The 26,054-nt window shown below is 50.7% G+C and carries 29 protein-coding genes; 14 read left to right on the top strand and 15 right to left on the bottom strand.

The genetic code is table 11. From position 1 onward, the window contains the following. The first annotated feature begins 392 nt into the window (after positions 1 to 392). Complete coding sequence (gene fabF / locus PsAD46_RS22885; RefSeq protein ID WP_063307940.1) at positions 393 to 1,655, top strand: beta-ketoacyl-ACP synthase II; 1,263 nt, start codon at positions 393 to 395, stop codon at positions 1,653 to 1,655. Between the two features lie 226 nt (positions 1,656 to 1,881). Next, the gene (locus tag PsAD46_RS22880) at positions 1,882 to 2,472 is read left to right on the top strand and encodes a DUF2585 domain-containing protein (RefSeq protein ID WP_063292768.1); all 591 of its coding nucleotides are present in this window, start codon (positions 1,882 to 1,884) and stop codon (positions 2,470 to 2,472) included. An 88-nt stretch (positions 2,473 to 2,560) separates the two neighbouring features. On the opposite strand, the gene PsAD46_RS22875 is transcribed toward PsAD46_RS22880, so the two are convergent. Beyond that, positions 2,561 to 3,145 (bottom strand): HdeD family acid-resistance protein, encoded by a 585-nt coding sequence (locus tag PsAD46_RS22875; protein WP_057462592.1) that lies wholly within the window; start codon positions 3,143 to 3,145, stop codon positions 2,561 to 2,563. A 294-nt stretch (positions 3,146 to 3,439) separates the two neighbouring features. On the opposite strand from PsAD46_RS22875, the gene PsAD46_RS22870 reads away from it, so the two are divergent. From PsAD46_RS22870 to PsAD46_RS22845, 6 genes are all read left to right on the top strand, one after another. Beyond that, positions 3,440 to 4,210, top strand: coding sequence for an RNA methyltransferase (locus PsAD46_RS22870; protein WP_063292767.1), 771 nt, complete (start codon positions 3,440 to 3,442; stop codon positions 4,208 to 4,210). After that, positions 4,210 to 4,983: a glutamate racemase gene (gene murI / locus PsAD46_RS22865; RefSeq protein ID WP_063292766.1), complete on the top strand. Its 774-nt coding sequence runs from the start codon at positions 4,210 to 4,212 to the stop codon at positions 4,981 to 4,983. Before PsAD46_RS22870 ends, murI begins: the two co-directional genes overlap by 1 nt. Before the next feature lie 152 nt (positions 4,984 to 5,135). Continuing rightward, entirely contained in the window at positions 5,136 to 6,581 is a 1,446-nt protein-coding gene (locus PsAD46_RS22860) for a sodium:alanine symporter family protein (protein ID WP_193757778.1), read from the top strand. Between the two features lie 238 nt (positions 6,582 to 6,819). After that, positions 6,820 to 7,437 carry a 30S ribosomal protein S4 gene (rpsD, locus tag PsAD46_RS22855; RefSeq protein ID WP_063307939.1) on the top strand — a complete coding sequence of 206 codons (618 nt, stop codon included), beginning with the start codon at positions 6,820 to 6,822 and terminating at the stop codon, positions 7,435 to 7,437. Between the two features lie 132 nt (positions 7,438 to 7,569). Beyond that, the gene (gene ttcA, locus PsAD46_RS22850) at positions 7,570 to 8,535 is read left to right on the top strand and encodes a tRNA 2-thiocytidine(32) synthetase TtcA (RefSeq protein WP_063292765.1); all 966 of its coding nucleotides are present in this window, start codon (positions 7,570 to 7,572) and stop codon (positions 8,533 to 8,535) included. 99 nt (positions 8,536 to 8,634) lie between these two features. Continuing rightward, complete coding sequence (locus tag PsAD46_RS22845) at positions 8,635 to 9,132, top strand: hypothetical protein (RefSeq protein ID WP_057462586.1); 498 nt, start codon at positions 8,635 to 8,637, stop codon at positions 9,130 to 9,132. 553 nt (positions 9,133 to 9,685) lie between these two features. Here PsAD46_RS22845 and PsAD46_RS22835 read toward each other — a convergent pair. The 6 genes from PsAD46_RS22835 to PsAD46_RS22810 all read right to left on the bottom strand — a co-directional run bounded on the left by PsAD46_RS22835 (position 9,686) and on the right by PsAD46_RS22810 (position 14,505). Beyond that, complete coding sequence (locus tag PsAD46_RS22835) at positions 9,686 to 9,877, bottom strand: hypothetical protein (RefSeq protein ID WP_057462584.1); 192 nt, start codon at positions 9,875 to 9,877, stop codon at positions 9,686 to 9,688. Positions 9,878 to 9,970: 93 nt separating this feature from the next. Then, positions 9,971 to 10,633 carry an HAD family hydrolase gene (locus PsAD46_RS22830; RefSeq protein ID WP_063307938.1) on the bottom strand — a complete coding sequence of 221 codons (663 nt, stop codon included), beginning with the start codon at positions 10,631 to 10,633 and terminating at the stop codon, positions 9,971 to 9,973. 117 nt (positions 10,634 to 10,750) lie between these two features. After that, positions 10,751 to 11,086, bottom strand: a complete 336-nt coding sequence (grxD, locus tag PsAD46_RS22825) for a Grx4 family monothiol glutaredoxin (RefSeq protein WP_063292763.1) — start codon at positions 11,084 to 11,086, stop codon at positions 10,751 to 10,753. Between the two features lie 130 nt (positions 11,087 to 11,216). Further along, complete coding sequence (locus PsAD46_RS22820) at positions 11,217 to 11,450, bottom strand: BolA family transcriptional regulator (protein ID WP_057462580.1); 234 nt, start codon at positions 11,448 to 11,450, stop codon at positions 11,217 to 11,219. A 113-nt stretch (positions 11,451 to 11,563) separates the two neighbouring features. Beyond that, a complete protein-coding gene (gene purL / locus PsAD46_RS22815; RefSeq protein WP_063292831.1) occupies positions 11,564 to 13,768 on the bottom strand; it encodes a phosphoribosylformylglycinamidine synthase subunit PurL in 2,205 nt (734 codons plus the stop codon). A 224-nt stretch (positions 13,769 to 13,992) separates the two neighbouring features. Continuing rightward, on the bottom strand, positions 13,993 to 14,505 hold the full coding sequence (locus tag PsAD46_RS22810) for a hypothetical protein (RefSeq protein ID WP_063292762.1): 513 nt from the start codon (positions 14,503 to 14,505) through the stop codon (positions 13,993 to 13,995). Between the two features lie 359 nt (positions 14,506 to 14,864). On the opposite strand from PsAD46_RS22810, the gene PsAD46_RS22805 reads away from it, so the two are divergent. Both PsAD46_RS22805 and PsAD46_RS22800 read left to right on the top strand, forming a co-directional pair. Beyond that, positions 14,865 to 15,848, top strand: coding sequence for an HlyD family secretion protein (locus PsAD46_RS22805; protein WP_208981981.1), 984 nt, complete (start codon positions 14,865 to 14,867; stop codon positions 15,846 to 15,848). Between the two features lie 9 nt (positions 15,849 to 15,857). Further along, positions 15,858 to 16,910 (top strand): FUSC family protein, encoded by a 1,053-nt coding sequence (locus PsAD46_RS22800; RefSeq protein ID WP_063307937.1) that lies wholly within the window; start codon positions 15,858 to 15,860, stop codon positions 16,908 to 16,910. A gap of 64 nt (positions 16,911 to 16,974) precedes the next feature. On the opposite strand, the gene PsAD46_RS22795 is transcribed toward PsAD46_RS22800, so the two are convergent. Beyond that, positions 16,975 to 17,511: a peroxiredoxin-like family protein gene (locus tag PsAD46_RS22795; RefSeq protein WP_057462577.1), complete on the bottom strand. Its 537-nt coding sequence runs from the start codon at positions 17,509 to 17,511 to the stop codon at positions 16,975 to 16,977. Between the two features lie 147 nt (positions 17,512 to 17,658). Here PsAD46_RS22795 and PsAD46_RS22790 point away from each other — a divergent pair, with 147 nt between their 5' ends. Both PsAD46_RS22790 and chrA read left to right on the top strand, forming a co-directional pair. Further along, entirely contained in the window at positions 17,659 to 18,471 is an 813-nt protein-coding gene (locus PsAD46_RS22790; protein WP_063292760.1) for an AraC family transcriptional regulator, read from the top strand. An 89-nt stretch (positions 18,472 to 18,560) separates the two neighbouring features. Beyond that, positions 18,561 to 19,787 (top strand): chromate efflux transporter, encoded by a 1,227-nt coding sequence (chrA, locus tag PsAD46_RS22785; RefSeq protein ID WP_063307936.1) that lies wholly within the window; start codon positions 18,561 to 18,563, stop codon positions 19,785 to 19,787. A 68-nt stretch (positions 19,788 to 19,855) separates the two neighbouring features. Here chrA and purQ read toward each other — a convergent pair whose 3' ends face one another. From purQ to purC, 4 genes are all read right to left on the bottom strand, one after another. After that, positions 19,856 to 20,527 carry a phosphoribosylformylglycinamidine synthase subunit PurQ gene (purQ, locus tag PsAD46_RS22780; RefSeq protein ID WP_063292758.1) on the bottom strand — a complete coding sequence of 224 codons (672 nt, stop codon included), beginning with the start codon at positions 20,525 to 20,527 and terminating at the stop codon, positions 19,856 to 19,858. A 45-nt stretch (positions 20,528 to 20,572) separates the two neighbouring features. Beyond that, complete coding sequence (locus PsAD46_RS28695; protein ID WP_193757775.1) at positions 20,573 to 20,680, bottom strand: phosphoribosylformylglycinamidine synthase-associated small membrane protein; 108 nt, start codon at positions 20,678 to 20,680, stop codon at positions 20,573 to 20,575. A 91-nt stretch (positions 20,681 to 20,771) separates the two neighbouring features. Further along, the gene (gene purS / locus PsAD46_RS22775) at positions 20,772 to 21,011 is read right to left on the bottom strand and encodes a phosphoribosylformylglycinamidine synthase subunit PurS (RefSeq protein WP_057462573.1); all 240 of its coding nucleotides are present in this window, start codon (positions 21,009 to 21,011) and stop codon (positions 20,772 to 20,774) included. A gap of 210 nt (positions 21,012 to 21,221) precedes the next feature. After that, positions 21,222 to 21,986: a phosphoribosylaminoimidazolesuccinocarboxamide synthase gene (gene purC, locus PsAD46_RS22770; protein ID WP_008548091.1), complete on the bottom strand. Its 765-nt coding sequence runs from the start codon at positions 21,984 to 21,986 to the stop codon at positions 21,222 to 21,224. 356 nt (positions 21,987 to 22,342) lie between these two features. Between purC and PsAD46_RS22765 the strand changes: the two genes are divergently transcribed. Together PsAD46_RS22765 and PsAD46_RS22760 are read left to right on the top strand one after the other, a co-directional pair. After that, positions 22,343 to 22,666, top strand: coding sequence for a DUF1476 domain-containing protein (locus PsAD46_RS22765; RefSeq protein ID WP_063292757.1), 324 nt, complete (start codon positions 22,343 to 22,345; stop codon positions 22,664 to 22,666). Positions 22,667 to 22,833: 167 nt separating this feature from the next. Further along, positions 22,834 to 23,601, top strand: coding sequence for an aldolase/citrate lyase family protein (locus tag PsAD46_RS22760; RefSeq protein ID WP_063292756.1), 768 nt, complete (start codon positions 22,834 to 22,836; stop codon positions 23,599 to 23,601). 63 nt (positions 23,602 to 23,664) lie between these two features. On the opposite strand, the gene rpe is transcribed toward PsAD46_RS22760, so the two are convergent. The 3 genes from rpe to PsAD46_RS22745 all read right to left on the bottom strand — a co-directional run bounded on the left by rpe (position 23,665) and on the right by PsAD46_RS22745 (position 26,037). Next, a complete protein-coding gene (gene rpe / locus PsAD46_RS22755) occupies positions 23,665 to 24,333 on the bottom strand; it encodes a ribulose-phosphate 3-epimerase (RefSeq protein WP_063292755.1) in 669 nt (222 codons plus the stop codon). A gap of 98 nt (positions 24,334 to 24,431) precedes the next feature. Then, positions 24,432 to 25,421 (bottom strand): hypothetical protein, encoded by a 990-nt coding sequence (locus PsAD46_RS22750; RefSeq protein WP_063307935.1) that lies wholly within the window; start codon positions 25,419 to 25,421, stop codon positions 24,432 to 24,434. Positions 25,422 to 25,551: 130 nt separating this feature from the next. Further along, the gene (locus tag PsAD46_RS22745) at positions 25,552 to 26,037 is read right to left on the bottom strand and encodes an Lrp/AsnC family transcriptional regulator (RefSeq protein ID WP_063289568.1); all 486 of its coding nucleotides are present in this window, start codon (positions 26,035 to 26,037) and stop codon (positions 25,552 to 25,554) included. Positions 26,038 to 26,054 lie beyond the last annotated feature (17 nt).

Raw genomic sequence — 26,054 nt, 5'->3', positions numbered from 1 at the left:
TACACATGTGCGCAATTTAATGCCAGTGGAAATGCTAGCTCGGTTGGCTTGTAATACCAAATTCGTATGCTGCACAGAAGTGGTGTTTGCTAACAAACTGCAATTTCAACTGTAATTGCTCTCATGCATGGTGTGAGATGCTGTCCATAATCTTGCTGTACCTTTCTCCTTTCCGAGTGGATTGTCGAACATTCTGCTTAGGGCGCAAAAACTGATTACTCCGCAATCCCAAGATGTTATCCACTATGAGTTGCAATTGTGCAGTTTGTTCTTAACTCTCAAAACATATCCAATTACTCTGGCGACCTGATGGCGTCATAATTGGGACGCGAGCATTTTGTAGAGCGCGCAGGAGTCGGTTGCTGCGTTCTTTGACTTAGGAGTAAGGGAAGATGCGGATTGTTGTAACCGGTATGGGGGTTGTTTCGCCCCTAGGTGTTGGGATCAACCCGTTTTGGAAGAGACTGGTAGCTTCTGAAAGTGGTATTCGCGCTCTTACCAGATTTGATGGAAGCGAGCATGCTTGTCAGGTGGCAGGACAGGTTCCAACCATCGACGAAGATGAATTTGGCTTTGATGCCAGTGTTGCTATTCCTTTTAAAGACCAGAAGAAGATGGATTTGTTTATCCATTATGCTCTGGTTGCAGCCAAAGAAGCCGTTGAGCAAGCTGGCTGGCGTCCTGAAACGGACGAAGAGAAGGAGAGTACCGCGACGATCATTGCATCCGGAGTTGGTGGCTTTCCAGCGATGACCGGAGCTACACGCACCGTTGAGACCAAAGGTCCGCGGCGTTTGTCGCCGTTTATTGTGCCGAGCTTTCTTGCAAACCTTGCAGCGGGTCAGGTTTCTATTGCCAATGGGTTTAAGGGCCCGTTGGGAACGCCTGTGACCGCATGTGCTGCCAGTGTGCAGGCCATTGGTGATGCGGTACGCATGATCAAGAGCGGTGAAGCAAACGTCGCCCTTGCTGGCGGTGCTGAGGCTTGCATTGACGCTGTCTCGTTTGCCGGCTTTTCTGCTGCCCGTGCGCTGTCGAGCGGGTTTAATGATGAGCCTAGCAAAGCCTCTCGTCCTTTTGATAAAAACCGTGATGGATTTGTCATGGGTGAGGGGGCTGCGATGTTGGTGATTGAGACGCTTGAGCATGCCCTGGCTCGCGGTGCGACGCCGCTTGCTGAGATCCTGGGGTATGGCACGTCAGCTGATGCCCACCACGTGACGGCTTCTCCTCCGGATGGTGCAGGTGGGCAAGCTGCGATGCGTAAAGCCTTGAAGCAGGCAGGGATTAATCCTGACGACATTGATTATATCAATGCCCACAGTACATCCACACCAGTTGGGGACGCAGCAGAGATTGCAGGCATTCAGGCTGTGTTTGGAGATCGTGGGAAGGATCTGGCTGTTTCTTCAACCAAATCGGCGACGGGGCACCTTTTGGGGGCTGCCGGTGCTCTTGAGGCAATCGCTTCTATTATGGCACTGCGGGAAGGCGTGCTTCCTCCGACACTGAACCTGGAAGAGCCTGATGATGAGGCTTCCCAGTTTGATCTGGTGGCGAATGCATCCAAAGAGAAAGACCTGAAATACGTCATGTCCAATGGCTTTGGTTTTGGCGGGGTGAATGCCTCTGTGATCTTTGGTATGCCGAGCTGACAGCTAGCGACAACATAGTTTTGGAAAAGGCTCAGGGGTCCTCTGAGCCTTTTCTTTTTGCCACATTGTTCTTTTAGCTGCACCTTACTGACTTAATTCAACTCACGTTTCTTGCAGTTTTCGTTGATTGATTTAGGCGTTGCTTATATACGCAGGCTTGTTTGAAGGTCCTGTTCATCCTTCGCGGATAAGATTTTAGTTCCTGCTCATTTTGAAAGTTTGATTGATGCTCAACCGTTTGAACAACAAGCACTATGCTTTGATCACCGTTTTGTTGCTGATCGCGACTGCCGCTATCCTTCTTGCTATGGGGCGGGAACCAATCTGCAAATGTGGGGTGATCAAACTTTGGGCGGGCAATGCCAACAGTGCTGATAGCAGCCAGCATATATCTGATTGGTACACGCCGTCTCACATTATCCACGGCATGCTGTTTTATGCTTTGTTCTGGTGGATGGGCCGTCTCTTTACGGGTGGGGCAGGCTGGCCAATGGGCTTCCGGTTGGTTCTGTCGGTTATTGTTGAGGCGACATGGGAGCTTGTCGAAAACTCCAGCTACATTATCAATCGTTACCGCGAAGCGACCATCGCCCTAGATTACTTTGGTGACAGTGTTCTGAATTCCGTTTTTGATATTATCTGGATGATGTTCGGGTTCTGGCTTGCTGCACGGTTGCCGGTCTGGCTGACTGTTGTGCTCATTCTTGCCATGGAACTGATTGTTGGAGCGATCATCAGGGACAACCTCACACTCAATGTGATCATGCTGGTTTATCCGTTGGATGCCATCAAAGAATGGCAGATGCAGGCCTATTGATTACAAAATTGTGCCGCGCTCATTTTAGATTGCGCGGCACGCTGTTTTTTGAATTCAATCTTCCGATCAAGTTCTCATTTGAAGCGCATTATGCTTTCTTATGCGCGGCCAGCGCGATGGCCACATAACTCCAGCCGTTGAACATGATGGAAATGCCAGCCACAAGGCCCAGAGCCCAACCGGTTGAAGCAGGGAAGTCGAGCAGGATCATCAAGCCAGCTGCGATTGCTATGACGCCAGAGGCCAGAATCCAGCCCCAACTGGTGTGAGGTCGTAAACGGAATGAGAACAGCGCCTGTGCAATGCCTTGCGCTATGAAGACAGCAGAGAGCACGAGTGTCAGCGCTTCTGTGCCGGCGACAGGGTTATAATAGATTGCTACCCCACCAACCAGCGCGATGATGCCGACCAGTGATTGCCCGAGGAAGCCTCCCCATTCTTTTACCTGCATGGCGTGCCAAAGTTGAAGAACCCCGACGACTATCAGAACCAATCCAATAACCAGTGCTACTGCGATGGAGGACGCGTATGGTATGACCAACACAATCGTACCACCAATCACCATCAGTACTCCGAGCACCAGAAACTTCAACCAGTTGTCACGCACTAACTGCGTGAGGTCCGGGACATTTGGAGGCGGGGTGCCACCTGCGTTGGGTTCTTGTCCAGACATTGTCGTCGGGGTCTCCTTCGTAGAGGGTCATGCCATTCAGAGGCTGCATTGAAATGGCTAACACTCTAGGTAACAGCAAAACACAGCTTTACTCTTGATTGAATTCGCCGAATTTTACCCTCTTTACGTGATTGGTCAGAGTTCCTACGCCATATCATGTGACTGAGGTGCAGGTGGTGACTTGTCGCCGAGGGAAAACAGCAGGCTTATTCTGATAGGAATTTGCGTTTGCTGAGACGGCTGGGAGGCAAAACGGCTCTGGTAATTTCCGGTGTGATCGGCTAGAGGATCCGCATGTCTGAAAGCACTCCTGAAACAAACAATGCCATTCCTCCTGTTGTCGTTCTTTGTGAACCTCAACTTGGCGAAAACATCGGTATGGTTGCTCGTGCTATGGCCAATTTTGGTCTGCACGACCTGCGCCTGATCAACCCACGCGACGGTTGGCCGAGTGAGAAAGCACGCTCAGCTTCCAGCCGGGCACATCATGTTATTGATGCAGCACGGGTTTTCGACAGTGTTGAAGAAGCTGTTGCCGATCTGAAACTCGTTTTTGCAACGACCGCACGAAGCCGTGACATTCCAAAACCTGTTGTTGGACCTGATGAGGCCGCGACTGAGAGTGTTGCCCAGGGCGTACGCGGGATCCCGTCCGGTTATATGTTTGGCCGCGAACGCTGGGGCCTGAACAATGACGAGGTGGCGCTTGCAAATAAGATTGTGACCCTTCCGGTTGATCCAACCTACGCGTCCTTGAATATTGCCCAAGCTGTTCTGGTATGTGCCTATGAATGGCGCCGTGTGGCGACTGCTGGTGCACTGCCTTTCTCCTTGGACGATTATGATGGAGAGCTTGCAACACAAGAGTCCATTCAACGGATGTTTGAGCATCTGGAAGCAGGGCTGGATTCTCGCGGGTTCTTTCGTCCTATTGAAAAGAAGCCAGTAACAATTCGTAGGCTGCGCAACATCTTTCAGAAAGCAGATCTCACCGAAAATGAAGTGCGTATCATGCGTGGTGTGATTTCCTGCTTTGAGAAGTATGGCGTGAAGGACAAAGATTGATGCTGACCGGCTCCCCAGTCGTTCCATTTCAGCAAATGCATATGCGGGCGGATACGTCTGGTCGTGTGTTGGTGTTGGATAGTGGTATCGGGGGGCTGTCGGTGCAGCGTGAGATCAAGCGAATGCTTCCTGATGCTGCATTGTTGTATCTGGCAGATCGTGCTGCTTTCCCTTATGGCGACTGGGATGCGGCGGCACTGCGTGAGCACATCTGCGCATTGGTGCAGACTGTCAGTGAGGCGTGGCAACCGAGCGCGGTTGTGGTGGCTTGCAATACGGCCTCGACGCTTGTGCTCAAGAGCTTACGAGAGATGTTGAGCGTTCCTGTGGTTGGGACAGTTCCAGCTATAAAGCCGGCTGCCGAGCAAACACGAAGCGGCGTTTTTGCAGTGCTTGCAACGCCGGGGACTGTGAAGCGCGACTACACGCAGGATCTGATCATCGAGTTTGCGGCTGAGCACCATATTGCACTTGTTGGGGCGACTGGTCTTGCTGCACTTGCAGAAGACAAGCTGGCAGGCCGCGCAGTTGACCTTGATCGCTTGCGGCAGGAAATTGAGCCTTGCTTTGTCAAGAAAGACGGCCAACGCACCGACTGCGTTGTGCTTGGATGCACTCACTATCCTTTTTTGCAGGAAGAGATGGAGCTGGTGGCTCCCTGGCCCGTCACGTGGATTGATCCGGCGCCCGCAATTGCCAGACGGCTGGTTCAGGTAGTGGGGTCGAAATCTGTGGCGACTGGGTGCGAGGATCTGTTTTTCCTGACCAACTGAGGTTCTCTCTTGTAAGCGTATAGGTTGCTGGAGTGTTGCCTGCCTTGGCTCAAATCCTCTCTTATTTAATTGGTTGTTCTAGGCGGATCTTGAATTTGTTTTGATAACCAGTCGGCACCTGCGGATTTGCTGGAGTCGAAGCCTTGGATATCATCAATACTGTTGTCGATTACACCAATACCATCCTTTGGAATTACGTTCTGCTTTATGGCTTGCTTGCCGTTGGTGTGTTTTTCACGTTTCGATTAGGCTTTATCCAGTTTCGTTATTTTGGGCAGTGTTTCAGCGTTCTTCTCAAATCGAGGCATGAAGATCGCAACGGGATTAGCCCGTTTCAGGCTTTGTGTACCAGTCTGGCGTCCCGTGTTGGCACCGGCAACATCGCAGGGGTTGCTGTTGCGTTGACGCTGGGCGGGCCGGGGGCGATCTTCTGGATGTGGATGGTTGCTTTGGTTGGTATGGCGACAGCTTATGCAGAAAGCGCGTTGGCCCAGCTGTATAAGGTTGAAGATGACGACGGCCAGTTTCGCGGTGGTCCGGCGGTTTACATGGCCGCTGGTCTTAAAAGCAAATTGCTTGGTCATATCTTTGCAATTGCTTTGATTTTTGCTTTTGGCATCGTGTTTTCCGCCGTGCAGTCCAACTCCATTGCAGATGCTATGAATAGTGCATTTGATATGCCGGAAATCGTCACTGGTGTTGTGCTCGTTTTAGCCGCTGGGCTGGTCATCTTTGGTGGCCTGCGGAAGATCGCGCACTTTGCAGAGGTTGTCGTTCCGTTTATGGCGATTGCTTATGTGGTGATCGCGTTTGGTATTCTGGCTGCAAATTACGAAGAAGTGCCCGGTGTTCTGTGGAGTATCGTCGCGCATGCCTTTGGCCTTGAAGAAGCGGTTGGCGGGATATCTGGTGGTGTGATGGCAGCGCTGCTGAACGGTGTCCGCCGTGGTCTTTACTCCAACGAAGCTGGCATGGGGTCTGCGCCAAACATTGCTGCGTCAGCTGTTCCTGATCCGCATCATCCTGCTTCACAGGGCTTTGTGCAGGCGCTGGGTGTTTTCATTGATACGATCGTGATCTGTACTGCGACCGCATTGATTATCCTGCTTTCCGGCATCTACGACCCAACAACAGGTGTGACGGGTATATCGTTGACACAATCTGCGGCGGAAGCACATGTGGGCGACTTTGGTGTCTACTTCATCGCTGTTGCGATCCTGTTCTTTGCATTCACCTCGATTGTGGCGAATTACTCGTATGCGGAAAATGCCATGATTTATCTGGAGCATGGCTGGAAGCCGGGGCTCACAATCCTTCGTGTTCTTTCGCTGGCAATGGTGTTTTGGGGTACTTTGCAGACAGTCGATACTGTATTCAACGCAGCGGATGCCGCTATGGCTGTGATGGCGACAATCAACCTGATTGCGATTGTGCTTCTGGCGCCAAAGGTGTCCTTGATTACCAAGGATTACATTAAGCAGCTTAAGGAAGGGAAGGAGCCTATGTTTGATATTGCCGAACATCCTGAACTTGCAGATGGTGTTGATGCTACGATCTGGAGCAAAGAGCGTGGCGAAGAAGCGCAAAGGCGCTATTGATAGTGCTCTTATTTCTCAGCTGTTTGCTGTCATATTCCGTTGACTCTTGCGAGCAATTTCAATAGGAATGCGCTGTTCATGGCGGTTCCTATGGAGCCGCTTTGATTTTACGCACCCGTGTGGTTCGGCATGCGCTATTTGCCAGGACCGCTGTCAGTCTTTGTGAGCCTTTGGGTTTATAAAGGAAAAGGAGGGCGCGTTTCCTTTAAAATTACAGATAAACGCTAAGGAAACTGCGATGTCTAAGCGCCAGAGCGCCAAGTATAAACTAGACCGTCGGATGGGTGAAAACATCTGGGGTCGTCCTAAAAGCCCTGCGAACCGTCGTGAATATGGCCCAGGCCAGCACGGTCAGCGTCGTAAGGGTAAGCTTTCTGACTTTGGTGTGCAGCTGCGCGCTAAGCAGAAGCTGAAAGGCTACTACGGCAACATCTCTGAGAAACAGTTCCGTAAGACTTATGATGAAGCTTCCCGTCAGCGCGGTGATACTTCTGAAAATCTTATCGGTCTTCTTGAGTGCCGTCTTGACGCAATTGTTTACCGCGCAAAATTCGTTCTCACTGTGTTTGCTGCTCGTCAGTTCATCAACCACGGCCATGTGAACGTTAACGGTCGCCGCGTAAACATCGGTTCTTACATGTGTAAGCCAGGTGACGTTATTGAAGTTCGTGAAAAGTCTAAGCAGCTGGCAATCGTACTGGAAGCAGTACAGTCCGCTGAGCGTGACGTTCCTGACTATCTTGACGTTGACACCCACAAGCTGACCGCGACTTATGCTCGCATTCCTGCTTTCGGTGACGTGCCTTACCCAGTTCAGATGGAACCAAATCTGGTTGTGGAATTCTATTCCCGCTAATAGATTTGATCTTGATGATTTGATTTGGGCTGCCCTTTGGGTGGCCCTTTTCATTTGGTGGTGCTATTTCTCGCGCACTAAAAGAGCATTCGCCATTGTATGATTGAGAACGAGTGAAGATAAGATAACGCCATGAGCCAGTTAAGCGCAGAACACGCCACTGATACAGCCGCTGAGGACAAGAGTTTTGATTCACAGTGTCATCCACTTTTCCGTGAGGTGCCAAGTTCGGTTGAGTTCAAAAAACTGCGTAAACGGTTGCTGCGTGAAACTCGTCAGGCAATCTCTGACTATAAGATGGTTCCGGATGGGGCGAGCCCGGAGAAAACCAAATGGCTCATCTGTCTTTCTGGTGGTAAAGACAGCTACACTCTGCTTGCTGTTTTGATGGATCTGAAGTGGCGCGGTCTTCTTCCTGTTGACCTGATCGCCTGCAATCTTGACCAGTCCCAGCCGGATTTCCCGCAACACATCCTGCCCGAGTTCTTTGAGCGCTACCAGATCCCGAACAAGATTGTGCGCGAGAACACCTACGGCATTGTGACCGACAAGCTGCCTGAAACGTCTACTTATTGTTCCCTGTGCTCTCGCCTGCGCCGCGGTATTTTATATCGCACTGCGCGTGAGCTAGGCTGTGAGGCAATTGTGCTGGGGCATCACCGGGACGATGCTTTGGAAACCTTTATGATGAACATGTTCTTTGGTGGTCGTATGGCATCCATGCCGCCAAAGCTGGTGAATGATGAAGGTGACCTGATGGTGCTGCGTCCGCTGATGAACTCCTCTGAAGCGGATATCGAGAAGTTCTCCAAGGCAATGGATTTCCCAATCATTCCTTGCAACCTGTGTGGCTCACAGGATGGCTTGCAGCGTGTTCAGGTGAAGAAGATGTTGCAACAGTGGGAGAAGGAGACGCCAGGCCGGCTGGGCATTATGGCTCGTGCTCTGGCGCATGTGCGTCCATCTCATTTACATGATGCACAGGTGTTTGACTTTGTTGGCCTGCGTCCTAATACGGGTGAGCAGGGAGAGAGTGATCAGGAACCTTGCTCCGCTGCTGCTGCGATGACTGAGAAACTGTTTGGCAATGAGTTTTAGTCATTTGGCTTAACTGCTGTAATTCTAAACCGCTGCATCCTTTGATGGAGCGGTTTTTGCTTTTTTCCGATAGATTGATCAGTTGGATTGGATAGAGACATGACACCACTTCGATTTCGGGCACGCAACACGGCTTTGGTTTTGCAGAACGTCTTTACCGCGCTGATGTTTGTGGTGTTCTCACAGTTGCGAGGGTTTGCAGATCTCTCTCCGTTGCTTGAAGAGGTGTTTGGCATAAGCATCACCACATTCTTTCTGATTGGCATTACCATTGCACTTGGCACTGCTTGCATCTTTCATCTTCCTTCGCTCAATTATACCGAGATTGGAAAAGACGGGATTGTTTATCACCGTGCTCTCATTAAGCGCAGATTGGCCTGGAATGAGATTGAGAGTGTGGATGTAAAGCAACTCAGCTTTATGGGGTTTAAGCTGGCCAAACGCGTTGTGCTCGATTTGAAGGGGAAGCGGAAGTTTCCCTATGCTCAAGCCGTGCGTGGATTGGGCGTTGATGGGGTGTTGCCAGGCACCTACAAGCAATCTCCAGAAGAAATGGCTGAGCAAATCAACCAGTTTCGTTGTCTCAATGGTGTTTGATTTTCAGTGTTCCCGGAGATTCCCTGCAGTATTTTAAATTCTTGTTAGGTAATAAAAATACGTAAATCGTGAGAAATAATTGCAAAAACTACGCGATTTTACCTATTCAATAAAGATTGTATCCAGATCCTGTAACTAAAGTCGAATTAAGACAGAATTTCAGCGATTAAGCTGCGGTTTAACGTGGTGATATTTTTTTAGTTTCTCGATGTGAATTTTCCACGAAAGGCATTGGAGGTAACTATGAATATGGTCATTGATGGCTTGAACGGTATTGGATGGAAAAAGCAGAGAGATACTGCTGATCAATCCTGTCAGTGCGGTTCCTGGAAGTTGCACTGGATCAGGCATTCAAAACGTGACTGGCCATCTACCTGCAGCAATGCAGAATGTCATAAAAAACCCACCCAAGGATCACACCTGAGATGGCTGAGCGGAAGTCGCGCTCAGATCGTTCCACTGTGTGATAGCTGTAGCAAGCTGACTGAGCGCTTTAACTTACGAGACGGTGTTATCACCGTGGTGAAGCAGCAGTATGAGTGCAGCTGAGTTCTCACTTCATCCCCCCATAGTACTTACAGGCGTCAGGGCCGTTTAGTAGAGACGGCTTTTGGAACACGGTTATGTGGTTGCACTCGTAACGGGCGAGGCCTTCCTTCGTGGTTGGCGTAATAGCCGCGGCGACTGCACCCATCGTGGTGCCTGTGATTACGCCTAGGAGCAAAACTCTCAGATAAACTTGCATCTCTCATCCCCCGATGAACTGTTGATGAGACTGTTTTAGCAAGGGGAATGTGAGAGAGCTCTGAGAGGTGTGTTCATTCAGCGTTCAGGAAGGTTAAGCGGTCAGGCTACTCCAGTTAACCTCTAAGCACTCTGCCTGCGCTATTGCTTCTGTGAAGTTTTTGAGGGGTAGGGCATCTGCTTTTTGATCGTGGGGAGCAACATGGAGTGCACTCCAACCTGCTTCGCGGGCGGGCTTGATGTCTTTTTCCAAATTATCGCCAATGAACAGAGCTGTTTCCGCGATAAAGTCGTGTTTGTTCTCAAGCTTGCGAAGAAGGGATACGCTTGGTTTGCATTTCGCCGGGAATGTATCACCACTGGCGTACGCAAAGTCGACGTGATCCAGAATTCCAAGTTTGCTCATGACAGCCCATTGGAAATTTGAAGGGCCATTGGTCATGACACAAATCTGGCAGTCAAAGTTTGCCTCCAAAAGTGCGATTGCTTCAAAAATGCCAGAGAAAGGAGTTTGTGCCTCCGCCCACCTCTGGGTGAACGTTGCCAGTGCATGCTCCTGTTCGTCAGCCCGCATGTCTGGGAAACAGGACTGCACAGCCTCCAACCCGGTGTGCTCGCCATTGTGCAGCATGTGGCGTAGCCAAGTGTCGCTGTGCTTGTTGAACTGCTCACCAAAAATCTCAAAGAACATTTTCGGGTAGGATGCTTTGTGATGACAAATTGTGCCATCCAAATCGAAAACAATGGTCTTAAACATATGCTGCCTGCTTTGGAGGAATGCTTGCAGAATAACCTAATGGTTTTGAGTGCCTGACAACAAAAAACGGGCCTCCGTGTGAAGGCCCGTTTTATAAATTTTATGGTCAGCAGAGATTTATGCAGCTGGTGCGATCTCGATGCCTTTTTCTGAGAACAGAGCCTGAAGTTCCTGAGACTGGAACATTTCACGGATAATATCACAGCCACCAACGAACTCGCCTTTGACGTAGAGCTGTGGGATTGTTGGCCACTGGCTATAATCTTTGATGCCCTGACGGAGGCTATCGTCTTCCAGAACGTTATGACCGACGTATTTTACGCCGATGTAATCCAAAATCTGCACAGACTGGCCGGAGAAGCCACACTGTGGGAAGTTTGGAGTGCCTTTCATAAAGAGCACTACATCGTTGTTTTCTACTTCGTTTTTGATCCAGCTTTGGATATCGCTCATGTCGTCGAGTTCCTTTCGCTCGACCGGGGTCAAAGCCCGGTGACCGTGATTGTATATTGTTCGTAGTGCGGCACTCATATGGGAACTTGCAGGGATAATGCAAGAGAAAGGTCGCACTGCCTTAGTTTTGTTATTCCGGAGCAGAGGTCTGCAACGCCAATGCGTGCAAATCGTCGCCCATTTTACCCTTAAGAGCCTGATACACCAACTGGTGCTGCTGTACGCGGGATTTGCCGCGGAAACTCTCCGAGATAACGACAGCGGCGTAATGGTCGCCGTCACCTGCCAGATCTCTGATTTCCACGTGTGCGTCTGGCAAAGCCTCTTTGATAAGGTTTTGTAGTTCGCCTGCGTCCATGGCCATGGGTATGCCTCCTTGCCCGACTGGGTTGCTTCTGTTTGGCTGCTTCCCTCACCCAAATGAGGAGGGAAGCGAATCTTATTTAGAACTCAGTTTAGCAGTTCGGTGGACGAGTATCAGCTCGCCTGCATAAAATGCGGGAACCATCCCTCGAAAGCATTGTTCAGCTCTTCAACTGATGCACTGATTTTCTCACCAAGAACAAGAGTATCACCTCCAGTCTTACCGATTTCTTCCGTGCTGATACCAGCGTCGATCGCATCTTCCAAGAAGGCAGCGAGCTTTTCCTCTGCCACAGTCACAACATAGCGACTTTGATCTTCGCCAAACAGAATGGCATGAGGATGTTCGCCGGTGATTTTTACAGTAGCACCGAGCTTGCCTTTGATGGCCATTTCCGCAAGAGCAACAGCAAGGCCGCCAGACGAGATGTCATGAGCTGCTGTGATGCGGCCCGCGGTGATGGCTTCACGTACGAACGTTCCGGTAAGCTTTTCAGCTTCCAAGTCCACTGAAGGAGGGGCACCTTCATCGCTGCCCAGAACTTCCTGCAGGTACTGAGATGAACCGAGGTGCTTGCCTTTGCCACCCAGCACGATGATGGTTTCACCAGTGCTGACAAACGCACTGCCAACGCGCTTGGTCACGTCTTTAAGCAGGCCAACACCGCCGATTGCAGGTGTTGGCAGAATGCCTTCGCCGTAGGTTTCATTGTACAAAGACACGTTACCGGAGACGATCGGAGTTTCCAATACTTCGCACGCTTCACCGATGCCTTTCAAGCAGCCAACGAACTGGCCCATGATCTCAGGCTTTTCGGGATTGCCGAAGTTCAGGTTGTCGGTGATTGCCAGCGGAAGGGACCCAACTGCGGACAGGTTGCGGTAGGTTTCTGCAACTGCCTGCTTGCCGCCTTCATATGGGTTTGCGTAGCAATAGCGCGGGTTCACGTCTACGGAGAATGCCAGACCCTTGTCTGTTCCGTCCACGCGGATTACGCCAGCGTCACCGCCCGGAGTTGCTGCGGAGTTGCCCTGAATGAGGGTGTCGTATTGCTCGTAGACCCAGCGGCGGGAAGACCCGTTAGCGCCACCGATAAGCTTCAGCAGAGCTTCTTTGTAGTCTGCTGGCTCTTCAACATTGGCTGCTGCAATTTCTTCCGGCTCAGGCCACTGTGTCCATGGGCGATCATACTCAGGCGCTTCATCGCCGAGTTCCTTGATTGGTAGATCGGCCATGACTTCACCGTGCTGCTTCACAACAAAGCGCAGGGTATCTGTGGTTACGCCGCAGATTGCGAAGTCCAGTCCCCACTTGGTGAAGATGGCTTCGGCTTCTTTTTCCTTGGATGGCTCTAGAACCATGAGCATGCGCTCCTGGCTTTCAGAGAGCATCATCTCATAGGCACTCATGTTCTCTTCGCGGGCTGGGACTTTGTCGAGATCCAGATCGATGCCGAGGTTACCCTTTGCGCCCATTTCAACGGCTGAACAGGTGAGGCCAGCTGCGCCCATGTCCTGAATGGCGATGACTGCGCCGGTCTTCATCAGTTCAAGGCAGGCTTCCATCAGGCACTTTTCAGTGAATGGATCACCAACCTGAACAGTTGGACGTTTCTCTTCAATGGAATCATCAAACTCAGCGGATGCCATTGTGGCGCCGCCAACACCGTCGCGACCTGTTTTGGCACCGAGGTATACGACCGGGAGGCCAACCCCTTTTGCTTCAGACAGGAAGATCTTGTCAGAATCGGCAAGGCCCGCTGCAAATGCGTTGACCAGACAGTTTCCGTTATAGGATTTGTGGAACTCAACTTCGCCGCCCACTGTCGGGACACCGAAGGAGTTGCCGTATCCACCTACACCGGAGACAACACCGGACACGAGGTGGCGGGTGCGCGGATGATCTGGCTCACCGAAGCGCAGAGCGTTCATGGCTGCGACCGGACGTGCCCCCATGGTGAACACGTCGCGCAGAATACCACCAACGCCAGTTGCTGCGCCCTGATATGGCTCGATGTAAGACGGATGGTTGTGGCTTTCCATCTTAAAGACGACTGCCTGCCCGTCATCGATGTCGACAACGCCTGCATTCTCGCCCGGTCCCTGAATAACACGAGGTCCGGTGGTCGGGAGTGTCTTCAACCATTTCTTGGAGGATTTGTAAGAGCAATGCTCGTTCCACATTGCGGAGAAAATTCCCAGCTCGGTGAAGGTTGGCTCTCTGCCAATCAGCTCCAGGATGCGAGCATATTCATCTTCCTTAAGACCGTGGGCCTCAATGAGTTCGGGGGTGATCTTGACGCTATTTTGGATCATCACACTCAGAAAATTTGGGCGCAGTGCGCCGGGGCCAAATGTCACGGGCTGCTTAACAGGATTCATAGGAAAATGGAAACTGTAGACACCGTTTTTTTGGTTTTTTTGCTGCCAGGGCATGGTTTTTTGCAGCTTAACGTCAAGTCGCTTTGTTGGAAAATAAGCAGGTTGTAACTTCTTGAATTGACTGAAAAAATTTTCACCTCTGATTGGCGATTTTGGGGTTGTCAGAAGGTTATTTCGCCCTGAATTGTGGTGACGGACATGGACTTATTGGGAAGGGCCATTCTGCTCCATGTGCCGTTGCCTTTGGCTGTGTCCCATTTTTGATCACCGCCAAGGATTGCCCAGTTGCCGGAGTAGGTTCCACTCTTAACTGTCGTGATTTCATAACTGAGAGCGAAGGGCGTTCCATTCTTATCTTTTAAACTGCAGACGCCACCGCCTTGGACCTGCATGTTTTTGACGACAGCGCCTCCGAAGCAACTGCCTGATACAAAGTCAAAAGGGTCCTCTGGGTTATCGCTTAAGAAGATATAATCAGCGTTGATGCGCTTAAGATTGAGCTGATCCGTCACAATTGCGTTGTTGTAGAGGCCAAAGGTGGCCAACTGGCCTGTGTGGGAGAAGCTTGCGGCTCGAGCATTAACCTGTGCTGCATTGGCGCTGAGTGTTGTCGCTGCAAACGTGGTGGCGAAAACGGTTCCGAGGACGGCAATTCTTTTCGCGAGGGGGGGCATCACAGATAGTCCTTTGCAGGTTTGCCTGACAACTGGGCCAAGCCTATGCGTTTTCGCGATGCAACCACACCTGCTGATCCCCTTTCAACGACGACCTTTTGAACTGGTTAGGTTTTTGTTTCGCGTTCTGCAACGAGCACGTGTAAAAACTTCATATTTCAGAAATCTTCGTTAACTTACTGTATTTACTACCTACTTTGAATTTAGAGGGATGGTTTTCATGATTTTAAAACCCTCATTTGCGATGCTTTCTCGTGCCTCCAAATGGGCGCCTTTTGCCAGTGTTTGACGCTGGTTTGTCTAACAAGAATTCGCCGATACTTATGTTTTGCGTAGTGTCAGGTGAGCGGAGATAAAGGGTGCCTGGAGGCATTTATCATATAAGTGGTCCGATCAAGGTGATCTTAGGCGCATGCGCCTTGATCGGCGCTTATATGATCATAGATTATTTCTTCACCTACACTGCTGATGCTTATGTTTCTGCAGATGTGGTTTTGGTATCTCCTGAAATCTCTGGGTTTGTTACCGAAGTTCCTGTTGACCGGAACCAGAAAGTAGGGGCCGGTGAGCTGTTGATGCAGATTGACCCGGAACCATTCGCTCTGGTGGTTCAACAAGCGCGTGCGGATGAAGCAACTGCTCTTGCAAACCTTCGTCGTTCTGAAGCGGAAGTTCAGGTCGCCGAAGCATCTGTGACGGCTGCAGTTGCGAAGGTTGCTAACCTTTCTGCACAACAGCAGCGTTTTGAAGAGCTGACAGACAATGGTTTTGTGACCCAGCAACGTCTCGACAACATTACACTTTCGCTGGAAGAGGCGAATGCAGAAACAGATTCTGCCAGAGATATGCTGCGTGCCGCAACACACCAGGTTGAAGTGATGCGATCCACCTATGACGCATCAAAGTCTGCCACTGCTCTGGCGCAGTATAATCTTCGCAAGTCCTCGCTTTTGTCTCCTGTCGACGGAGTTGTGAGCGAATACTCGGTTAACCCTGGAAACTATGTGCTGGAAGGAGTGCCTCAACTGGGGCTTATCACGAACAGCAACTGGAGAATTGTTGCCAACCTGATTGAACGACATGCTGCACGGCTGACTCCGGGTCAGACGGTTTATTTTCAGGTCTCCAGTGATCCCTATCGTATTCACAAAGGCACTGTGAGGTCCATTGGACGTGGTGTTTCACGGATGGACGAGATGCCGCGTGTCTTGCCTTTTATTCCGTTGACGACAGATTGGATCCGCCTTTCTCAGAGGTTTCCTGTTGAGATTGATATGGGGGAGTTTTTGAAGGGCCACAAACCAATGCATGGGGGAGATGCCCGCATCTTCCTTGTGCATTAAGGAGGCACGATGTTTTTCAACTATGCCTTTGGTATTCGTACAAGTCTGATGGTCACTCTGGCTTCTATCATTGCGCTGTTGGTGGATGCAGATGATCCATGGTGGGCTGCGATGTCAGCTATGACGGTGGCTAATGCAGACTGGACCAATGTGTGGCGTAAGGGCCTGCAACGTGTCATCGGAACCGTTGCAGGCGGGTTCACTGGGTATTGGATCGCGGTCGCTGTTAAAAACTATGAGATTTTTCAGATGATTGCAGTTGGTTCTTTGGCTGCACTTGCAATTTATAAACGTATGGCGAGCCCCAACTATGCCTATGCATGGTTAATGGGTATTGTGACTGCGATGTTGGCTGTTTACATCTCTCTCATCGAGATTGATCGACTGTTCTACCTGATGGTTGATCGAACGATAACGGTTGCAATTGGTGTTATGACGGCTGCTGCAGTCTCCTATTTTTTCCTTGAAGAGACTTCAATAGGTGTTGGGGTTGGTCCTTTTTTGACCCCCAATATCGACACTATGGACAAGAGCTGGGTGTTCGCGTTGTGCCTGAGTGGGGCAGCTGTTGCGATGATTGCACCAATTATTTACGTCGGTCATGACTTGGCGGCCATGGTGCAGATCATCATCACGTCACTTGTTGTGCTTTATGGGCCGGTGGTGTCGGTGAAGAAGTTTGCTCTGAACAGAAGCTTGGGCTGCTTCATCGGGGGACTTATGGGATTTGGGCTCATTGGCCTTGGGCTGCAATCTTTTTTCTGGTGGGCCTTATTGCTGGGAATAGGTTTGTTTTTTCTAGCATCTGTACATCATGGCAAGAGCTATTGGGCCTATGCAGGTACGCAAGGTGGGTATGCGTTTGTTATTGCTGCGCTCGCCTCTGCCGGGCCTGTCGACAACTTCACTCAAGTAATTGACCGGCTCGTTGGGGTCATTCTAGGCGCTGTTATTGCAATGATTGTTCTGGTTGTTATTCGTATTTGGCAGGGAGCGGACTTCCCTGATATTGAACATATAAACCGCAAAAAAGCCCGTAAAGCTGCTGCTAAAAGAACATAAAAAAGAGAGGCTGTGAAATCACAGCCTCTCTGTGCATCAAGAAAAGTGTTTGTGGTACAATTGATTAAAGAGCCCCGGTGTATTCACCGCGAGCGGGATAATCATTCTTGATGCAGAAGTCGAGAGCACCGAGCATTGGTTTAAAGTCAGGACGTGCAAATGGCATAGTCTGCACATTCCCGAAGTAGAGAGTGCCGTCAGGCTTTACAAAGAACAGGCCTGGTTCAGCAAAGAGACCTGGCTCTTCGATACCGATAGACGTTTTTCCGCGACCTGCTGAAATGAACAGGCCCCATTCACGTGCTTTTGTCAGAGTAACGCCATAACCAACGCGCAGTTTGTCTGCTTTAATCGCATTGGAAAATGTTTGGGCACGGTCCTCTGTATCGGTTGAGAGGGCGATGGTTTTTACACCACGTTCCTCAAACTCTGGTGTCAGGCGTTCCAGTTCTTTTAGGTAGGTCGCACAAATGGGACAGTGCAGACCACGGTAAAAAACGACCAGAGTGGCAAAGTCAGAAGCATCGGCTGACAGATCGAATGTACCACCACCAAGAAGGTTCGCAGATAAGCTTGGGACTGGCTTGCGAGGGATAAGCATTGTTATTCTCCTGAGCTAAATTTTCTTTTTGTAGCTTTGCTCAATTCGACTTTTTGAAAGGGCAATTAGCAGTGGTCGATTTCTATTTGATATGATATTGAACGTTTAATTGCTTTTTGTTCGAAATAACTGACTGAGAGTTCGGATATGGCCACTGCACTTGCTGAGGTGAAACCGAGAGAGCTGCGATACGATCGCCTTTCTTCGCTTATTGAACGCTTTAAAGTGGAGGCACATATTCTTAAAAACACTGAGGATGAGGTGCTTCAGGGCAACTTTTTTATTCTTCGGTGTATGCAAGGTTTCCGGAAGCTTGTGTTTCTTCCCGCCAGTCCCAATAACCCCACTGAAGTTAAGCGTATCTGCGAGGATACTGTTGTTCTTGCCGGAGCTCGGGTTGAGTTTGGCGGGCCGGGGTCTCAGCTGAGTACAGCTTTGCCTGATTACGTGGAGATCTATCTCAAGGATGCGCCAGAACTGGAGAGCCTTGCTACATTGGTGGTGGAAGAAGTGCTTTCGCCTCGGTGCGGAAGTGCCGCTGTGATTAATCGCTTGTGTGAAGTGGTGGTGATCCGGCTGCTGCGTCATGCGGTGCGGTCCGGTGTTGCTTGCAGTGGTTTGATTGCCGGATTGGCTCATCCTAATCTAGCGCAAGCGCTTGTTGCCATTCATGAAGATCCTTCCAAGCAGTGGCGTCTGGAAAGTCTTGCAGAAGTTGCTGGCATGTCGCGCACACAGTTTGCTGTGCACTTCAAGGAGGTCATGGGGGAGACGCCAGGGTCGTATTTGAGCAACTGGCGGCTGGCATTGGCTAAATTGGACCTAGAGGCTGGGCGCCCTCTGAAAAGCGTTGCTGCGCGGGTTGGGTTTGCTTCACCAACGGCATTGTCGCGGGCCTATCAACGGCGTTACAATGAGCTTCCTCGTAATGTTGCATTGAAAACAGGTGTGGCTGCTTAAAACGGATGCGTTCTGCGTGTTTGTCCTAATGTCACATCTCTGCTTTATATGCTGCTCCGCTTTCTTTTCAGAATACAATTGAGCTGTGCATGAGTTTTACAGAACGCCCGACCAACCTTCCTGAAGTGCATGCCAAAGGTCATGCGCTGGAGGTTTTTGTTACCTTTCTAAAGCTGGGTTTGACGTCGTTTGGTGGGCCGATTGCTCATCTGGGTTATTTTCGCGAGGAGATCGTGAAGCGCCGGAAGTGGCTTTCCGAAGAAGCCTATGGTGATTTGGTTGCGTTGTGTCAGTTCCTACCGGGACCGGCCAGCAGTCAGGTTGGGTTTGGGCTTGGACTTATGCGGGCGGGACCACTGGGAGCTTTGGCTGCGTTCTTTGCCTTTACTGCTCCGTCAGCCTTGCTGCTCTTTGGATTTGCCTATTGGGCGAGCGCTTTTGAAGGGCCTGTCGGCATGGGGCTGATTCATGGCCTCAAGCTGGTTGCTGTTGCTGTTGTTGCTCAGGCTGTCTGGGGGATGGCACGCAACTTTTGTGCGGATCAGCTCAGAGCCGGGCTTGCTGTGCTGGCAGTGGTTCTTGTTGTTGCCTTCGGTGGTGCCGGAGGGCAAATTGCGGCGATTGTGGCTGGTGGTCTGGGAGGTTTTTTGTTTTGCCGCTCGGAGCCCAAAGCCGTGGTGCATGAGGTTCTATTTGCTCCTAGACGTCGGGTTGGGCTGCTTTCTGTCATTTTATTTGCTGTGCTGCTTTTTGGTCTACCCGTTCTGAGTGATGTTATTGTTGATCCGTTGCTGGGTGTGTTTGCCAGCTTCTACCATTCCGGTTCGCTCGTGTTTGGTGGAGGGCATGTGGTATTGCCACTGCTGGATGCTGAAGTGGTTGGCAAAGGACTGGTGAGTGAGAGCTCTTTCCTTGCCGGGTACGGCGCGACGCAAGCCGTGCCGGGGCCTTTGTTTACATTTGCCGGATATCTGGGCGCTGAAATGCAGACTGGCTATGCAGCGTGGATTGGAGCAAGCATAGCGTTGCTGGGCATCTTCCTGCCAGGAGCGTTACTTTTGATTGCCGGTCTGCCTTACTGGGCTGTGCTGCGTCAGACACCTTCTGCACGTGGCATCATGGCTGGTGCAAATGCGGCTGTTGTTGGTGTTCTTGGAGCGGCCTTATATGCGCCTGTCTGGACCAGCGCGATCTTAGAGGCGAAAGACTTTGCAGCTGCGCTTTGCGGATTTGTTCTGCTGGTTTCTTTCAAATCGCCGCCATGGGTGGTTGTAGTGCTGCTTGGCCTGACCGGGATTGGCTTTGCGTTCATTTAAGGACTTCAGACAATAAAAAACCCGGAGTGCTGAGCATCCCGGGTTCTAAAACTTGTTGGCTTTGTTGATTAAGCAGCGAGGCTTTGCATTACGCTTTCAAACAGAGCGCGGCCTTCGAGGCCACCATGAAGATCTTCGATAAGATTTTCCGGGTGAGGCATCATGCCGAGAACATTGCCTTTGGCGCTGGTGATGCCTGCAATGTCGTTGAGAGAACCATTGGGGTTGGTACCGTCAGCATAGCGGAATGCGACGCGGCCTTCGCCTTCGAGTTCTTTCAGGGTTTCAGCATCAGTAAAGTAGTTGCCGTCATGGTGTGCAACCGGACAGCGCCAAACTTTGCCTTTTTCCATGTGCGATGTGAAGGCGCTGTTGGTGCTGGTGGTTTCCAGCATAACTTCCTTACACACGAAGTGGAGGGATGCATTGCGCATCAACGCACCTGGCAACAGGCCTGCCTCAGTCAGCATCTGGAAACCGTTACATACGCCGAGAACGTGACGTCCTTGATCTGCCGCAGTTTTGAGAGCTGGCATGATGTGGGAGCGTGCTGCAATCGCACCTGAGCGCAGGTAATCGCCGTAAGAGAAGCCGCCTGGCAGGACATAAAGGTCTGCTTCTGGCAGTTCAGTTTCAGTATGCCATACCGTGGCAACAGACTGGCCGGAGATCTGCTCCAGCGCTTTGATCATATCGCGATCCCGGTTGGAACCGGGGAATAGGATCACTGCGGATTTCATGAATGTTTCCTCTTGGATGGAGGGCCGCTTGTTACAGACGAGATTTTACAGAAGTAAAAACACCGCAAGAACAGAGAGGGCAGCGGGCAAGCCAATAAAGATGATCGCTTTGATAACCATGAACCGGATGATCCGGCCTGTATCGTCTTGCACGTTTATGCCCTCGCAGATTCTGCTATCGGATACAACTTACTTTTGAGCGAATTCTTGCCATGTGATTGAGTTCAATCACATGGAACGCGCTCTAGAGAAGCTCGATCGAGTAATTTTCGATGACGGTGTTTGCCAGTAGCTGTTCGCACATGGCTTCAATGTCAGCTTTTGCCTGAGCATCGGTGCGATCCGCCAATTCAAGGTCAAACACTTTACCCTGGCGGATGCCTTCAACGCCTTCAAAACCAAGAGAACCAAGGGAGCCTTCGATTGCTTTGCCCTGGGGATCGAGAACACCGTTCTTAAGAGTGACGGTCACACGTGCCTTCATGGTTCTAACTGGTCCTTCCTTACCAAAATGAGAGATTCAAGCGGTTTGCATTGCGCCTGCCGCGAAAATCCGTTCTTTGCGCGCGTTCATAACGCGGGAATCTATACTGGGGAAGTGAAAATGAGCGCAGGTAGTGAGATAGTTCAATACCCGTGCGGTAGTTTGCTTGCCCCAAAAATGCAAAACGGGCCGCAGGGGCCCGTTCATTGATTATTTGACTAGCACTGGTCCAGAATGTCCCGGGCGGTCGTTGTCGATCAGGATACCAAGCCTGCGGGCTACTTCCTGATAGGCTTCAACCATACCGCCCATGTTCTGGCGGAACCGGTCCTTATCCATCTTGTCGTTTGTGGAAGTGTCCCACAAGCGACAGCTGTCTGGAGAGATCTCGTCCGCGAGGACGATACGCATCATGTCGCCTTCGATCTGACGTCCAAGTTCGATCTTGAAGTCAACGAGGCGAATACCGACGCTCATGAACAGACCGGACAGGAAGTCGTTGATGCGGATGGCGAGTGCCATGATGTCATCAAGCTCCTGAGGAGCGGCCCAACCAAAAGCGGTGATGTGTTCTTCAGAAACCAGCGGATCTCCAAGTTCGTCGTTCTTGTAGTAGAACTCGATAATGGAGCGTGGAAGCTGAGTGCCTTCTTCCAATCCCAGGCGTTTGCACAGAGAACCTGCAGCAACGTTGCGGATAACGACTTCGATCGGAATGATTTCGACCTGACGGATCAGCTGCTCGCGCATGTTCAACCGGCGAATAAAATGGGTTGGAATGCCCATGTTATTCAGATTGTTGAAAATGTACTCAGAAATCCGGTTGTTCAGGACACCCTTTCCATCAACGACTTCATGCTTTTCGTTGTTGAAGGCTGTAGCATCATCTTTGAAGTGCTGAATCAGCGTTCCCGGCTCAGGACCCTCATAGAGAATCTTGGCCTTGCCTTCGTAAATTCGCCGACGGCGGTTCATAGGCACTTACCATTGCGTTTGTAGAACAAGTCGTACGGGTGACGTCGAGGCTTAAACCACTTGCCTTGCAAAACATTCGAGCAAAAATGCTGCGAATGACCCTCCAGCACTGGTTTTCGCATCTTTCGTCATTGCGAAAATCGCGATCCCGCTATGCGGCGCGGAACTTAACCGACTTTTTGATAAAGCACAAATGGGTAATTCGAATGGCGTCAACGCTCTCTGAAATGCTGCTGACTACAACTAATGGCTTTTGACCTGCAAATATAAGTTGCGTACAATGATTTACGTAAGTTATAGCGTGGCTTGTAAGAGGGGAGGGACCTTTTTACATTGTCTGAGCTAGGAGGGAATAGATGAGCACGTTTGACAAACGAGCTGATGCGTTTGAAGGCAGTTTTGCAATGGGTTCTGAGCTTGCTTTCAAGGCTACTGCACGGCGCGATAAGCTGCTGGGCCAGTGGGCTGCTGAGAAGCTTGGTTTGGCCGGAGACATCGCAGAAGATTACGCCAAAAAGATCGTCCAAACGGATCTTAAAGAGCCAGGCGACGAAGACATTTTTGCTCGTATTTCCAAAGATTTTGCAGATGCAAGTGTTGAGCAGTCTGAACACCAGATTCGCCGCACTATGGAAGAGCTGATGGCTGTTGCGAAAAAGGAAGTTGCTGAGGAAGCATAAGCTGCACTCCTTAAGCAGGCTCACCAAGAGAGCCCTTAAACTAGAGAATTTGCCGTCTTCCCTTGATTATTTTCAGGGAGACGGCTTTTTTGTTTGAATGATAGTTTTGTTTTAGAGCTGGTGCTGCGTGGTTGATGGTGCCTGTGCTTAATCAGATGAGGCATTGAATGACTGAGAATAAGTGTCTGGCAGAAAAATTGAGAGCAGGGCAAACCATTGTGAGCGCGTGGGCAAGCCTGCCTTCCCCAATATTTTCTGATCTGTTTTTAAGAGGCGGCTACAAAGCAATCACGCTGGATTTGCAACATGGTTTGCTGACCACCGCTGAAGCGCGTGATTCTATCAAAGAGATCATTAATGGTGGCGGGCATGCTGTTGCACGAATCTGTGTCGACGACTTTAAAAATGCCAGCTGGTTGTTGGATGTGGGCGCTGAAGTGATAATCGCGCCGATGATCAACTCAGTGGACGACGCAAAGAAGCTGGTGGAATTCTGCAAGTATCCGCCGTTGGGTGCGCGTAGCTATGGTGCTGTTGGGGCAACTATGGCAACCGGTGTTTCCATGGATGATTACTTCGCTTCGGCAGATGAAAAGACGCTCGCAATTGCCATGATTGAGACGCCAGAGGCCTATGAAGCGCTTGAAGACATTCTGGCTGTTGATGGTTTGGATGGCATTTTTGTCGGGCCTGCTGACCTATCATTGACTGTTTCTGGCGGGAAGCGCGTGGAACCTGTTTCTGACGCTTCGCTGGAGATGCAGAAAGACATTGCGGAGAAAACCCGTGCGGCTGGGAAGATTGCCGGGATCTATTGTGTTTCCAAGGGGCATCTTCAGCACTCAAAGGCTGTTGGTTATCAGTTTATGACGTTTGGGACGGATTCGACTTTGTTTATCAATGCTGCGGCGGAAGCTGCAAGTTCATTGGATTAGAGCCACCTCATCTACAAAAAAGGCCGCCTTTGGGGCGGCCTTTTCTCATTTCAGGACCAGATATCAGACCTGAGTAGCTGCGCGGATTGCTGCGATGTTTTTGCGGTAGCTCTCTACTGTGCCGCCCTTGAAAACTGCTGAGCCTGCGACCAGTGTGTCAGCACCAGCTTTGGTGACTAATGGAGCGGTCTCAGGAGTGACGCCACCATCAATCTGGATACGGATTGGGCGGTCACCAATCATGCTTTTAATGCGGGCGACCTTCTCGATTTGAGAGTGGATAAACTTCTGCCCACCGAAGCCAGGGTTCACGGTCATAACAAGGATCAGGTCAACGCTGTCCAGAACGTACTCAAGGCAGCTTTCGTGTGTGCCAGGGTTTAGAGAAACGCCTGCTTTTTTGCCCAGATTGCGGATTGCCTGCAAAGAGCGGTGCAGGTGGGTGGTCGCTTCTGCGTGAACTGTGATGTAGTCCGAGCCAGCTTTTGCGAAGGCTTCAAGGTACGGATCACATGGCTCGATCATCAAGTGAGCGTCGAAGACTTTATCGGTGTGAGGGCGGAGTTTTGCAATGACGTCCGGGCCAAAGGTGATGTTTGGAACGAAGTGGCCATCCATGACATCCAGATGGATCCAGTCGGCTCCAGCTTCAACAACATCACGAACTTCTTGCCCCAGCTTAGAAAAGTCTGATGCAAGGACGGAAGGGGCGATAACGAGCGGCTGTGCCATAACAGGGATTCTCCTAGATGTGCCCAATTTGCTGTGCGGCTAACATGGACACACATGAGAAGCAAGTGGTGCGAACAGCGCAGCTTCCCGCACGGCGCTCAGGGGATTGTTGCTTCTGCTTCACGGATGTGTATCGCAGCAGGCTTAAGGATCCATGGAAGCAGATAGATCGGGAACTGGGCAAAGGCAAAGAACAGCCATGCGAGCTCTGGAATTGTACCTCCCAATGCAGCAACCATCAGACCCAGATTGCGGCTTCCGGTGCCGTAGGCGGCGATGAAGGCAGTTTGCCGTCCTGCAGGGTAAAAGATCAGGAAGGTTACGAGCAACTGAAGGGCTGCAATTGCAAAGACACCCACAAACAAGGCGGTGGCTTTGAACGGTGCGGTTATTGCAAAACCAGTCACACCATCCATCGCTGCGACGGCAAAGATAAAGAGCACGATACAGTTTAGGCCGTTGATGTGGTCTGTTACCTCGTTGATCCGTTTTGCGCCAAGCAAATAGTAAAGCAGTCGTCCCAGTCCTGCAGAGCCTATCAGGAACATGGCCAGATTGGTCGCCAGAGACAAAGGGGAGACCTGAAGGGTTTCTGGTAGCAACAGGTAGGCGAACAAAGCTGTGCTGAGAGGGGCAATGATCAATGACAGGGTTGAAATGGTGAGCGCGAGGGCTCCGTTGAGACCAAACATCCAGATAAAGATTGGCGTGGACATAACGGGCGGTGCGGCAGACACCATGAACAAGGCTGTCAGTGCTCCCAAGTCGATCTGATCCAACCCGATAATCAAGCAGGTCACTGTTGCGAGCAGAGGGAGAATGAGCATTTGCCAGAGCATTGCCGCAAACGCTGGCAGTGGGCGTCTGAGCTGATTGGCAATGGCTGCGTTGTCTACGCGGATGAAGCTCAGTGTCAGCAGAATAAAGATTGCGGGCGTTAAGAGAATGCGCAGCGCTTCAGCAATGCCGGGCAGCAAAAGGCCGAGAAAGACAGAGATCGCGACTGCATTGGTGCCATTTCGCCCCAAAAAACGCAGGAGTGTATTGATGGGCTTCAGGCCGCTTAAAACGAATTTGGGGGAGAGCAATGTTTAGTCCACGCGAAAACTTAAGTGCAAGAGATCGCGCGACTAAACCATATCAGTCGAGTTTGAGCAAACATTTCAGTGTTTCAGCGATTACGCGTAAACTAACTGCGATTAGGCTGGTCTGGAAACGTTAGCTGGCAAACTCTTTAAGAGGTAACGCAACTGTTTCCTTAATTGTCGAAACTACAATGCGTGACTGAACATCTGAGACAAGAGCGTTGTCCAGAAGTTTCAAACGAAGGAAATCGTCATAAGACTTTATATCTGTGGCAACTACTTTGATGAGATAGTCCACTGCGCCGGTGATGCGTTCGCATGTAACAACTTCGGGCCATACTCCAATTAGCCTGTCGAATGTTTCCATGTTCTCGCGGCTGGGTACAGTGAGCTTAACAAAGGCATATGCGAGAAAGCCAAGACCGACGGCTTCGCGATCAACCAGCGCAGCCGTCTGTTTGATAACGCCAGACTCCTTGAGTTTCTTAATTCGCCTCCAGCACGGAGTTTGGCTCATACCGGCTTCTTTGGCGATATCTGCGATGGATTGGGATGCATCTTTTTGCAGAATCCGCAGAACTCGGATGTCGGATGGGTCCAATAAGGAATTTTCGCTCATGTGCCCTCTTAGGAATA

The organism is Pseudovibrio sp. Ad46, from assembly GCF_001623065.1.
GTDB lineage: Bacteria > Pseudomonadota > Alphaproteobacteria > Rhizobiales > Stappiaceae > Pseudovibrio.
This window is presented reverse-complemented; position numbering and strand designations above follow the sequence as displayed.

Bases quoted from the DNA above. Each gene is read 5' to 3' on its own strand.
- PsAD46_RS22835 (WP_057462584.1), bottom strand. From the start codon at position 9,877: ATGCAAGTTTATCTGAGAGTTTTGCTCCTAGGCGTAATCACAGGCACC.
- PsAD46_RS22810 (WP_063292762.1), bottom strand. From the start codon at position 14,505: ATGCCCCCCCTCGCGAAAAGAATTGCCGTCCTCGGAACCGTTTTCGCC.
- purQ (WP_063292758.1), bottom strand. From the start codon at position 20,527: ATGAAATCCGCAGTGATCCTATTCCCCGGTTCCAACCGGGATCGCGAT.
- rpe (WP_063292755.1), bottom strand. From the start codon at position 24,333: ATGGCACAGCCGCTCGTTATCGCCCCTTCCGTCCTTGCATCAGACTTT.
- PsAD46_RS22760 (WP_063292756.1), top strand. From the start codon at position 22,834: ATGACTGAGAATAAGTGTCTGGCAGAAAAATTGAGAGCAGGGCAAACC.
- grxD (WP_063292763.1), bottom strand. From the start codon at position 11,086: ATGAGCGATATCCAAAGCTGGATCAAAAACGAAGTAGAAAACAACGAT.
- PsAD46_RS22870 (WP_063292767.1), top strand. From the start codon at position 3,440: ATGTCTGAAAGCACTCCTGAAACAAACAATGCCATTCCTCCTGTTGTC.
- PsAD46_RS22795 (WP_057462577.1), bottom strand. From the start codon at position 17,511: ATGCTTATCCCTCGCAAGCCAGTCCCAAGCTTATCTGCGAACCTTCTT.
- rpsD (WP_063307939.1), top strand. From the start codon at position 6,820: ATGTCTAAGCGCCAGAGCGCCAAGTATAAACTAGACCGTCGGATGGGT.
- murI (WP_063292766.1), top strand. From the start codon at position 4,210: ATGCTGACCGGCTCCCCAGTCGTTCCATTTCAGCAAATGCATATGCGG.
- PsAD46_RS22765 (WP_063292757.1), top strand. From the start codon at position 22,343: ATGAGCACGTTTGACAAACGAGCTGATGCGTTTGAAGGCAGTTTTGCA.
- PsAD46_RS22800 (WP_063307937.1), top strand. From the start codon at position 15,858: ATGTTTTTCAACTATGCCTTTGGTATTCGTACAAGTCTGATGGTCACT.
- PsAD46_RS22820 (WP_057462580.1), bottom strand. From the start codon at position 11,450: ATGGCCATGGACGCAGGCGAACTACAAAACCTTATCAAAGAGGCTTTG.
- fabF (WP_063307940.1), top strand. From the start codon at position 393: ATGCGGATTGTTGTAACCGGTATGGGGGTTGTTTCGCCCCTAGGTGTT.
- PsAD46_RS22830 (WP_063307938.1), bottom strand. From the start codon at position 10,633: ATGTTTAAGACCATTGTTTTCGATTTGGATGGCACAATTTGTCATCAC.
- purS (WP_057462573.1), bottom strand. From the start codon at position 21,011: ATGAAGGCACGTGTGACCGTCACTCTTAAGAACGGTGTTCTCGATCCC.
- PsAD46_RS22790 (WP_063292760.1), top strand. From the start codon at position 17,659: ATGGCCACTGCACTTGCTGAGGTGAAACCGAGAGAGCTGCGATACGAT.
- ttcA (WP_063292765.1), top strand. From the start codon at position 7,570: ATGAGCCAGTTAAGCGCAGAACACGCCACTGATACAGCCGCTGAGGAC.
- PsAD46_RS22845 (WP_057462586.1), top strand. From the start codon at position 8,635: ATGACACCACTTCGATTTCGGGCACGCAACACGGCTTTGGTTTTGCAG.
- PsAD46_RS22875 (WP_057462592.1), bottom strand. From the start codon at position 3,145: ATGTCTGGACAAGAACCCAACGCAGGTGGCACCCCGCCTCCAAATGTC.
- PsAD46_RS22880 (WP_063292768.1), top strand. From the start codon at position 1,882: ATGCTCAACCGTTTGAACAACAAGCACTATGCTTTGATCACCGTTTTG.
- PsAD46_RS22745 (WP_063289568.1), bottom strand. From the start codon at position 26,037: ATGAGCGAAAATTCCTTATTGGACCCATCCGACATCCGAGTTCTGCGG.
- purC (WP_008548091.1), bottom strand. From the start codon at position 21,986: ATGAACCGCCGTCGGCGAATTTACGAAGGCAAGGCCAAGATTCTCTAT.
- chrA (WP_063307936.1), top strand. From the start codon at position 18,561: ATGAGTTTTACAGAACGCCCGACCAACCTTCCTGAAGTGCATGCCAAA.